This window comes from Arthrobacter sp. P1_B3 (genome assembly GCF_056406615.1).
The window spans coordinates 47,133-57,053 of sequence record NZ_JBFTZV010000025.1; the positions used below are offsets into that span (position 1 = coordinate 47,133).

General features: G+C 68.8%; 10 protein-coding genes. 7 read left to right on the forward strand and 3 right to left on the reverse strand.

From position 1 onward, the window contains the following. Positions 1 to 154 precede the first annotated feature (154 nt). Complete coding sequence (locus tag AC1D2F_RS20005; RefSeq protein ID WP_476967550.1) at positions 155 to 1,810, forward strand: HNH endonuclease; 1,656 nt, start codon at positions 155 to 157, stop codon at positions 1,808 to 1,810. A 120-nt stretch (positions 1,811 to 1,930) separates the two neighbouring features. On the opposite strand, the gene AC1D2F_RS20010 is transcribed toward AC1D2F_RS20005, so the two are convergent. After that, positions 1,931 to 2,146 (reverse strand): hypothetical protein, encoded by a 216-nt coding sequence (locus AC1D2F_RS20010; RefSeq protein WP_229996148.1) that lies wholly within the window; start codon positions 2,144 to 2,146, stop codon positions 1,931 to 1,933. A gap of 454 nt (positions 2,147 to 2,600) precedes the next feature. Here AC1D2F_RS20010 and AC1D2F_RS20015 point away from each other — a divergent pair, with 454 nt between their 5' ends. Then, a complete protein-coding gene (locus AC1D2F_RS20015; protein ID WP_091564911.1) occupies positions 2,601 to 3,218 on the forward strand; it encodes a uracil-DNA glycosylase family protein in 618 nt (205 codons plus the stop codon). Positions 3,219 to 3,267: 49 nt separating this feature from the next. On the opposite strand, the gene AC1D2F_RS20020 is transcribed toward AC1D2F_RS20015, so the two are convergent. Then, positions 3,268 to 4,506, reverse strand: a complete 1,239-nt coding sequence (locus tag AC1D2F_RS20020) for a type II toxin-antitoxin system HipA family toxin (protein WP_229996150.1) — start codon at positions 4,504 to 4,506, stop codon at positions 3,268 to 3,270. Beyond that, positions 4,503 to 4,805, reverse strand: coding sequence for a helix-turn-helix transcriptional regulator (locus AC1D2F_RS20025; RefSeq protein ID WP_229996151.1), 303 nt, complete (start codon positions 4,803 to 4,805; stop codon positions 4,503 to 4,505). Before AC1D2F_RS20025 ends, AC1D2F_RS20020 begins: the two co-directional genes overlap by 4 nt. 313 nt (positions 4,806 to 5,118) lie before the next feature. On the opposite strand from AC1D2F_RS20025, the gene AC1D2F_RS20030 reads away from it, so the two are divergent. From AC1D2F_RS20030 to AC1D2F_RS20050, 5 genes are all read left to right on the forward strand, one after another. Beyond that, positions 5,119 to 5,730: a hypothetical protein gene (locus AC1D2F_RS20030; RefSeq protein WP_364744772.1), complete on the forward strand. Its 612-nt coding sequence runs from the start codon at positions 5,119 to 5,121 to the stop codon at positions 5,728 to 5,730. 115 nt (positions 5,731 to 5,845) lie between these two features. Beyond that, positions 5,846 to 6,607: a YcnI family copper-binding membrane protein gene (locus AC1D2F_RS20035; protein ID WP_476967551.1), complete on the forward strand. Its 762-nt coding sequence runs from the start codon at positions 5,846 to 5,848 to the stop codon at positions 6,605 to 6,607. Between the two features lie 113 nt (positions 6,608 to 6,720). Continuing rightward, positions 6,721 to 7,416, forward strand: a complete 696-nt coding sequence (locus AC1D2F_RS20040) for a FadR/GntR family transcriptional regulator (protein ID WP_229996198.1) — start codon at positions 6,721 to 6,723, stop codon at positions 7,414 to 7,416. Positions 7,417 to 7,505: 89 nt separating this feature from the next. Beyond that, positions 7,506 to 8,567, forward strand: a complete 1,062-nt coding sequence (locus tag AC1D2F_RS20045; RefSeq protein WP_476967552.1) for an asparaginase — start codon at positions 7,506 to 7,508, stop codon at positions 8,565 to 8,567. An 8-nt stretch (positions 8,568 to 8,575) separates the two neighbouring features. Beyond that, a partial coding sequence (locus AC1D2F_RS20050) for an aspartate ammonia-lyase (protein WP_476967553.1) occupies positions 8,576 to 9,921 on the forward strand: 1,346 nt, incomplete at its 3' end.

Genomic DNA, 9,921 nt, shown 5'->3' on the forward strand with positions numbered 1-9,921 from the left:
TCAGCATCATTCTGGCGCCCCGCGGTGTCCCGGCATCCGCAGGACCCACACGTCCCCACCTCGACACCCGCCCGCGAAACCACGTATGGCGCGAACCTCGCGGGCTCCTCCGGCTGTGCCTATTAATGTCAGACCCCCTTGGGAGACTTGATTCATGGACGGCAATAAGGGGCCCGAAGTGGTTCCGGCAGACTCGGCACCGGCAAATGCTGTGACGGTCGCTGCACTGGCCCGGATCCTGGCCTTCCTCCCGGCTCCGGACAGCGCCGCCGCACTGATCGACGAGATCCTGGACCTGGAGGACCTGAAGTCCGCCATGGCAGCCCGGCAGGCCCGGCACGCCGTCGCCTTCGACCTGCTCCAACGCCACGAGCAGACCGCCGCCGGGGTCCCGGCCGCGAAACTCGGTGCCGGGATTGGCGCGCAGATCGCCCTCGCCCGGCGCGAATCCCCCGCCAAGGGCGGCCGGCTCCTGGGCCTGGCCAAAGCCCTGGTCACCGAGATGCCGCACACCCTCGCCGCGCTGCAGACCGGACAGCTGAACGAATGGCGCGCCACCCTGCTCGTGCGCGAAACCGCGTGCCTGGCCACGGTTGACCGGTCCGCCGTGGACGCGGAMCTCGCCGCGGACACSGGCACSYTCGMCGGGGTGGGTGACCGGCGGCTGGTGGCCACCGCCCGTGCCGCCGCGTACCRGCTGGATGCGCGCACCGTCACCGAACGCGCCGCGCACGCCGCCACCGAGCGGCAYGTCAGCCTCCGCCCSGCCCCGGACACCATGTGCYATCTSACCGCCCTGCTCCCGGTCACCGCCGGCGTCGGCGTCTACACCGCCCTGACCCGGCACGCCGACACCCTCAGGAACAGCGGGGACCAGAGGGGCCGCGGGCAGCTGATGGCCGACACCCTGGTCGAACGCAGCACCGGCACCCCCGGCGGGATCACCGGAGTCGAAATCCAGCTCGTCATGACCGACCGCACCCTCTTCCAGGCCGACGCCGAACCGGCCCGGCTCCCCGGCTACGGCACCGTCCCCGCCGGCTGGGCCCGCAGCCTCATCAACGGCACAGCGGCCACAGAAACCGCCGGATCCCCTACACCCGGTGGCTCGGCAGGCAGTTCCCCGGAACCCGGCGGCGGCGCGGCCCAGAACACGGACACGGAGACAGGACATGGCATCGGCGGCAGTCCCGACCCGGGCACAAGCCCCGGCGGCATAGCCGGCGGTTTCCCGGGACCCGGCAGTCCCCCAATATCCGGTGGCACGGACGGGGCTGCCGATGACACCGCGTTCGGCGTGTGGATCCGCCGGCTCTACACCCACCCCGGCACCGGCGGGCTCGTCGCGATGGACTCCCGCGCCCGGATCTTCCCGCCCGGACTCCGCCGCCTCATCCAGACCCGCGACGAAACCTGCCGCACCCCGTACTGCGACGCCCCCATCCGCCACCTGGACCACATCATCCCCCACCGCGACGGCGGCCCCACCGCCCTGGCCAACGGCGCCGGACTCTGCGAAGCCTGCAACCACACCAAAGAAACGCCCGGCTGGACCGCCCGCCCCGCAAACGGAGAACAGGCAGACCCCGTGCCCGGACACGAACCCGCGGCCGCGCACAGCGGCGACAGGCACACATTCGAACTCACCACCCCCACGAGCCACACCTACCACTCCACCGCGCCACCCCTGCCGGGCACGCCGCTCCGCCGATCAGCCACGGATCAGCCGGGCTCCCGCGACCGGCGCCAGCTCCGTCACCAGGCCAAAACGCTGAAGCGCGGGAGGTTCAATGTGGTTGCTGCAGCCTAGGGACCAGTCAGCTGGCTGCCGTGCGGGACCCGGCTGACGCTGGCCGGGCCACCGGAGGTCGGGCGACGGGCCGCTACTCGAAGAACTCGATTCGCGGCTCGCCTTGGACTCCGCCACGCTTCATGGCGTCCAGCAGTTCTGGGTTGGCAAAGAAAAACCGCGCCTTGTCGACGGAATCGAAGTAGTGAAGCACGAGGACGGCGTTGGGTCGCCTGCCAACTGGTGGACGGACTGCTGGGTAACGCCGCTGCTGGACTGCAGTTCGGCCACGGAATCGTAGACTTTGCGCCATTCGTCGTAGTCGGCAACCTTATGAAAAACCACGGAAAGTGCCATGGCGATGCTCCTTGCTGGGACGGGGAGCTGCCCGCGACGGGGGCTCCACGTTCGGTTGGAAAGCGACCGGTCCCAGCCTCTGGCCGCGCTGACAAATTTGACCCGGCGACGGCGACGGCGACGGCGACAAAGAAAAACGCCCTCCCACCCCGGGTGGCGGGCTGACGTCAGGCCTGCAGGTACCTTCGCGATCTCGCTATGAGACGGCTCGGACACTTCCATGTCCCGAACAACCCGGCGTCATCAGTTGGTTACCTGCAGGCGCTTTAAGCCTACGCCCGCCTCAACTCCATCACCAGAGGCCGAAAGCCACCGGCCCCACCACGAAGACCATCGTGACAACCCCACTATGGAGGCCCGGCCACAAAGGCCCCGGCCGAAACACCCCCCGCCGCAAAAGCGTAGAGTGGAGGAAGCCGCCTGATTCTGGACGCCAAGTGCTGAGGGAGAAATCGTGACGATTGACTGGGACGAAAAAAAGACCCTGCTGCAGGAGCCGAACATCGCCGCCGTGACGCAACTGTGCGACGAACTCATGGAGAAGAAGCCTGGATCGGTGGTCCCGTACATCGACCCCATCCATGATGAGGACGAATGCCGGATCGTCAGCCTGCATATCAGCCCCGGCAAGGGCACAGAATCGGGCTTTGTTTCGCACTTCAACGACGATGAAGCCGCACGCCGCGCCACCTCCATCTACGAGGCCGCAGAGCTCGATCCCCGCTATGTGATGCCGTGGAACGCGTACCCGTGGATCCGCGATCCGGACGCTTCCTCGGCCCTGAACGTCCAGGAGAAGACGGACGGCCTTCGGCCCTTCCGCCAGTTCCTCAAGATCAACAAGCGCGTCTCGGCCGTTATTGCCCATGGCGCGGACGCCCACTCCTTCCTGACGCTCTTCGAGAAGACCTACCATTCCTCGCTGAAGAACCATGGCGTCAAGATCTACAAGGCCACCGCGCTCGGCGGCCGCGCCTTCGCAGTCTCTCCGGCCAAGCAGGAAGAGCTGCTCGCCAAGAACGTTGAAGTCTACAAAGACGCCATGCAGCGGGCCGGCATCCAGCACCTCTGAGGCTTCACGCAGCAGCATCCGACGCTGGCAACAACCGACGCCGGCGGCCTCAGCCCGCCAGCAGCCTGCGCCGGTGCTTGAGTTCCTTGACCCAGTCGCGGGTGACTAGCGCCGAAAACGGCGAGGCGCCGTCGTCGGTCATGGAGCGGAACGCCGTGCCCGCCTGAAGGTCCGCCAGCAGCGGCTCCGACGCCCTCAGCGCGAGTTCCAGCACCTGGACAGCCGCACGCTCGGTCAGCCCCATCCCCGCGGCCCAGCCCAGGAAGTGCTTCCGGGAGATCCCCGTCCGTTTGCCGTCCAGGGTCAGGGCCAGTGTCTTGTCCCCGTAGACCACAGTGGAGGGGATGTCGTACACCGGCGCAATGGACCACTCGCCGGCCGGTTGCTGCACCATGGAAACGTTTTTTGCGTGCAGGTCACCGTTGCCCGTAAGCCACGCAAATGCCGCCTGGAGGGCCAAATTCCGCAGCGCGGGCAGCGGCGCCGCGCAATACGCCGCAAGCGCATGGCACACCTGCCCGTATCCCACGTTGTACTTGTCCGCAGGGTAAAGCCCCAGCACCTGTGCCCCGTCCTCGACGGCGAGCCGCTGCACCGCCCCGGCCGCCGCCTTGGGCGCACCGGATACAGGCACCCGGTCGAAGCGCTCCACGAGCAACCCCGGCCGGCCAGCGACGTCGCGGATCAGCTGGACCCGGCTCAAGGGGATCCGCAGCCGGGCCGCGTAGCGGAACATCACAAATTCGTTTTCGACGACGTGCGGGAACTCGGGCGCATTGAGTTTGAGGATGTACCGTCGGCCGGCGCTGGCCACCGGCATGGAGATCATGCCTGCGGACAGCTTGTCCTGCACGCCGGCCAACGCCACCGGGTCGATCAGCCCGGAATCCCCCAGAAGGGCCTCGAAATCCAGGGGCGTCCCGGGGTCAAGCTCGACGGCGTGCTCGTCCGGGTCCAGCTTCTCGCCATGGCCAACGATTTGCACGTCACCCACCGGGTTGGCACCGGCCGCGATGAGCAGGGACAGCTCATCGTCCACGCTGGTCTTGATGGAGCGGCGCAGTGCATTCAGCCGCCGGCCCTCCGGCAGGAGCCCGGTGAAATACGGCGGGGCTGCCCCCGCCGCGGACAGCACCGGGTCCGGAGCCAGCGGCAGGGAACTCGCGACAGCTGGTCCCCCGGAAGCCAGATAGGCCGGCAAGTAGCTGAACCTGGTGCCGCCGTCGTGCCGTTCCAGCCGTGCCGCCAGCACGCCGGCCTTGTAGATGTCTGCGATGCGGTGCCTCATGGCCGGACTTCCGGGCCGTTCCGCAGTTCGCTGTGGGCCCGAAGTTCGTCGTTGTCCCGAGGGCCGGCGAGGCTCCGGGCGGCGGCGCTGGTGCGGGTCTGGACCCGGAGCTCCAGCCCCAACGTGTCAATGAGCGCCAGCAGGGAATCCAACTGCACCGTGCGTTTGCCCTGTTCGACAAACCGGACGAAGCGCTCTGAGACCCCGGCCAGTTCGGCCAATTCGCGCTGGCTCAACCGGAGCGACCCGCGCCGGGCCCGGACGTCGGCTGCGAGCTCGTCCGGAAACGAGTTCTCCATGGCCGCCTCCCCGTTGATCAAAATACGCCCGAGCCACCCTGCCCCCATAGGTACGAACGTGCCGTTTTGCGTGCATTTTCAGTATAGAGCGAACAAATGCGCCTGCACAGTGCTATTCCGGCACGTTCGTACCGGCGCGGGTGCAAATGGCAGGGACAGCCTGCTGGGGATGCAGGCCTGGGATTCATGGCGCCCGCAGTCACAGAACGGACGGCTCTGCCGGGTGGGGGCGTAGCGGTGCACAATGACCCTTAGGATTTAAGGGGCCCAAGAAAACCAGCCCGCCCAGGGAATCCGGAAAGGACTGCTCAGCATGACGCACGCTTCCTTCCGGCTATTCCGCACCGGGCTGATCGGATCCATCATCGTGGCACTGGCGGCCGGCGGCCACCTGGCCGGCGGGGGGCGGCTGCCCGAGCCGGTGATCGTGACGGCGCTGTGTGCCGTGGCAATCGTCCCGGTGGCCATCCTGACCCGCTTCCGACTGTCCTTTCCTGCCCTTGCCGGGCTGCTGGGAGTGGGCCAATTGTGGCTGCACTGGTCGTTCGGCGCTCTGTCCGCAGGGGCGCCCGCGGCCGGCCGGGCGCGGATGGTCGAGGGCCATCCGGGCCATGCGGCGGCTGCCATTTCCCCGGAGATGCTCGACCCGTCCATGGCGGTGTCCGCGGCCGATATGGGCGGAGCCATGTTCGCCGCCCACGCGGTGGCTACCCTCGGCACGGCGCTGCTGCTCGCCCGCGGTGAGCGGGCACTGTCCGCACTGGCCTCCTGGCTGCGCCCACTCGTGCAGCTGCCCCGCCCCTGCCCCGCAATGCCGATGCGCGCTCCCGGCCCCTGCACAGTCAACCTGGCCCTCCCCAAAATCCGGGTTGGCCTCCGCCTGCCGACCCGGCGCGGACCTCCGGAACCGCTGCCCGCCGCCTGACCAACCCCTTTCACACACGGACGGGGGCCACGGGCGGCCACCCGCTGCTACCGCCGGACGAACACCGGACCGGCCGGTTCCCACCGTTTATTCGTTAGTGAAAGGCCCCTTTGCCATGAAATCCTCCCTCCGCCGCACCCTCAAGACCGCCGCGGCCGCCACGATGACCGCCGGCCTGCTCGCCGCCGGCGCTGCAGCCGCCTCCGCCCACGTCCACGTCGACTCCGACGACCCGGCCGCGGGCGGCTACAGCCACCTGACGTTCAATGTCCCCAATGAGTCCGACTCGGCCAAGACCAGCAAGCTCGAAGTCACGCTGCCCACGGGCACGCCGTTCACTTCGGTGTCGGTGAAGCCTGTCGAGGGCTGGAAAGCCGTAATCACCACGAGCGAGCTGCCGAAGCCGATCACGATCGCCGGCGCCACGGTCACCAAGGCTCCGAGTTCCGTGGTCTGGACGGCCGACGAGGCCCACCAGATCGGGCCAGACGAATACCAGGCCTTCTCCCTCTCCGTCGGCGTCCTGCCGGACGCGGGAACCACGGTGACGCTGCCGACGGCCCAGACCTACACCGACGGGACTGTCGTGAAATGGGACGAGAAGACGGTAGAGGGGCAGGCGGAACCCGAGCACCCGGCGCCCTCGTTCGTGACCACGGCCAAGGACGCCGATGCCCACGCCGCAGCCCCCGCCGCAGCCACGACTACGACGGCCCCCTCGCCGTCCGCCGCCCCGGTCGCGGAAGCAAGCACATCCGGTGATGCCGGCTCCGTGGCCGGCTGGATCGGCCTGGCCGCAGGCCTGCTCGGACTCGCCGCGGGCCTGACGGCCCTGGCCCGCACCCGCCCGTCCGGGTCAAGTAACTCAGGCAAGTAACGCAGTTAAGTAACCTGCCCCGGACCTCCGGCGCGAGAGACGACGGCGGCCCCGGACATCCGGGGCCGCCGTCACAATTGACACCGCGGTGTGATCCCTGCCATGTTTTAAGGGTGAACCTGTCAGACAGCCGGACAGCAGGACAGCCTTTGGCCCGCCTCAGTGCCGCCGAAGCCGTTTTCAACGTCCTCCGCTCCGAAATCGAATCCGGCAAGCTCGGCGTCGGCGCCAAGCTGAGCTCCGAGGCCAGCCTCGCCCAGCAGTACGGCGTGAGCCGCTCCGTGGTCCGCGAGGCATTGCGCTCCTGCACCGCCCTGGGCCTGACCGTCACCAAGACCGGGCGGGGCACGTTCGTCGTCGCCAACCACGTGGCCAAGGACCTGGTCCTGGGCCAATACTCCGCACGAGACCTCACCGAGGCCCGTCCCCATATCGAGGTTCCTGCCGCCGGACTGGCCGCGGAACGCCGTTCACCCGAGGAGCTGGACACCATGCGGGAGATCGTTGCCGCGATGAGCGGCGAGGACGACCCGGAAGTGTGGGTGGGCCTGGACTCCAGCTTCCACGCGATGATCGCGCGGGCCAGCGGGAACAAGGTGTTCGAAAACGTCGTCGCGGACATCCGGGATGCCCTCGCCCACCAGTCCGAAACCCTGAACATGGTGGCGGACCGCCAGCACGCTTCCGACGAGGAGCACCGGCGCATCCTGGCCGCGATCGAAGCCGGCGACGCGGCGACGGCGCGCATCGCCATGAGCCAGCACCTCCATGCCGTTGGCATCGCCCTCGACTCGATCCTCAACGCCTGACGGCAGATTCCTGACGCCGTTGTCAGCACCAAAAGCACCAACAGAGTGACCAGCCACCACAACCACACCGACCGCCACCAAAGGACGCAATGATTTCCCCTGCTCTCGCGCACGCCCCGACGCCGCTGGCCCCGGAGCGGCTCCCGCAGCACGCCCCGCTCGCGGTCCAGACCCGGGACGGCATCGTCGAAAGCGTCCACTACGGCTCGGTCATAGCCACCGCAGCGGACGGCCGGATCCTCCTGGCCGCCGGCGATCCCCTCGCCCCGTTCTACCCGCGGTCCGCCCTGAAGCCCCTGCAGGCCGTCGCCATGGTCCGTGCCGGGCTGGAGCTCCCGGACGATCTCCTCGCCCTCGCAGCCGCCAGCCATTCCGGAGCCGCCACCCACCGTGACGGCGCGCGGCGCATCCTGGACCTGCATGGCCTGACGCCCGCGGACCTCGAGAACAGTACTGACCTGCCCTACGGCGCCCGCGAGCGAGAGGACTGGCTCGGGGACGGCGGCCAGGCGACCCAGCTGGCGCAAAACTGCTCCGGAAAGCACGCCGCGATGGCTGCCACCTGCGTCATCAACGGCTGGCCGGTCCAGGGTTACCTTGACCCGGCGCACCCGCTCCAGCAACTCGTGGCCCAAACCGTGGTGGACCTGACCGGCGAGGACCCTCAGGCCACCACCACTGACGGCTGCGGCACCCCGCTGTTCGCACTCACCCTCCGCGGCATGGCACGGGCCTTCGGCCGCCTGGCCGCGGCCGCCGGAGCCGGCGGCAGTGCAGTAGCGGGATCCAGTGCGGAAGCCGCCGTCGCCCGCGCCATGCGCCGCCACCCCGAGATGGTTGCCGGCGAAGACCGAGACGTCACCGCGCTGATGCGGCTGGTTCCCGGCATGCTGGCCAAGGACGGCTTCGAGGGCGTCCAGCTGGTGGGCCTCCCGGACGGCCGCGCCGTCGCCGTGAAGGTCTCCGACGGCGGCGACCGCGCCAGGATGCCCGTCACCGTGCGGGTCCTGGCCGCGCTCGACGTCGACACCTCGTCCTTGGGGCGCCTCGCCGCGACCCCTGTGCTGGGCGGCGGCCGGCCCGTCGGGCTGCTGCAGGCCACCGATTTCCTCGCTGCCCCCACGACCCCCCGCGCCCCCGACGACCTGTAAGGACCGCCATGACCTCGCTCGACGAACGTGCAGAATTCCGCTCGGAACACGACCTCCTGGGCGACCGGGATGTCCCCGCCGACGCCTACTGGGGCGTCCACACCCTCCGGGCCGTGGAGAACTTCCCCATTACCGGCCAGCCGCTGTCCTCCAACATGCACCTGGTCCGCGGGCTGGCCGCCGTGAAACTCGCCGCCGCACGCACCAACCAGGAACTCGGGCTCCTCGACGCCGAGCGCGCCGCGGCCATCGCGGAAGCCTGCGCCGACGTCATGAACGGCAAGCTCAGCGARCAGTTCGTGGTGGACGTCATCCAGGGCGGSGCCGGGACGTCGTCGAACATGAACGCCAAYGAGGTSATCGCCAACCGGGCCCTGGAAATCCTCGGACACCCSAAGGGCGACTACGCCCGGCTGCACCCCAACGACCACGTCAACCTCAGCCAGTCCACCAACGACGTCTACCCCACCGCGGTCAAGCTCGGCACGATCTTCGCGGCCCGGGAACTGCTSGAAGCCCTCACCGAACTCGAGGACGCCTTCGCCGCCAAGGCCCTCGAGTTCCGCACGGTGGTCAAGATGGGCCGCACCCAGCTCCAGGACGCCGTCCCCATGACGCTCGGCCAGGAATTCGGCACCTACGCCGTCACGATCGGCGAGGACCGGCTCCGCCTGGCCGAAGCCGACCTGCTGATCCACGAAATCAACCTCGGCGCCACGGCGATCGGCACCGGCCTGAACGCACCGGCCGGGTACGCCGAGGCCGCCTGCCGGCACCTGGCCGAGATCACGGGGCTGCCGCTGGTCACGGCGGTGGACCTGATCGAGGCCACCCAGGACGTCGGCGCCTTCGTGCACCTCTCCGGGGTGCTCAAGCGGGTCGCCGTGAAACTCTCCAAGATCTGCAACGACCTCCGGCTTCTCTCCTCCGGCCCGCGCGCCGGATTCGGCGAAATCAACCTCCCCGCCGTGCAGTCCGGCTCCTCGATCATGCCCGGCAAAATCAACCCGGTCATCCCGGAAGTGGTCAGCCAGGTGGCCTACGAGGTGATCGGCAACGACGTCACCATCACCATGGCCGCAGAAGCCGGCCAGCTCCAGCTCAACGCCTTCGAACCGATCATCGTCCACAGCCTCCACAAGAGCATCTCCCACCTGGAAGCCGCCTGCCGCACCCTCACGGCCCGCTGCGTCCGGGGCATCACCGCCAACACCGAACACCTCCGCCTCACGGTGGAACAGTCAATCGGCCTCGTCACCGCCCTGAACCCGCACCTGGGCTACGCCACGGCCACGGCCATCGCGCAGGAAGCCCTCGCCACCGGCAAGGGCGTCGCGGAGCTCGTACTCGAACA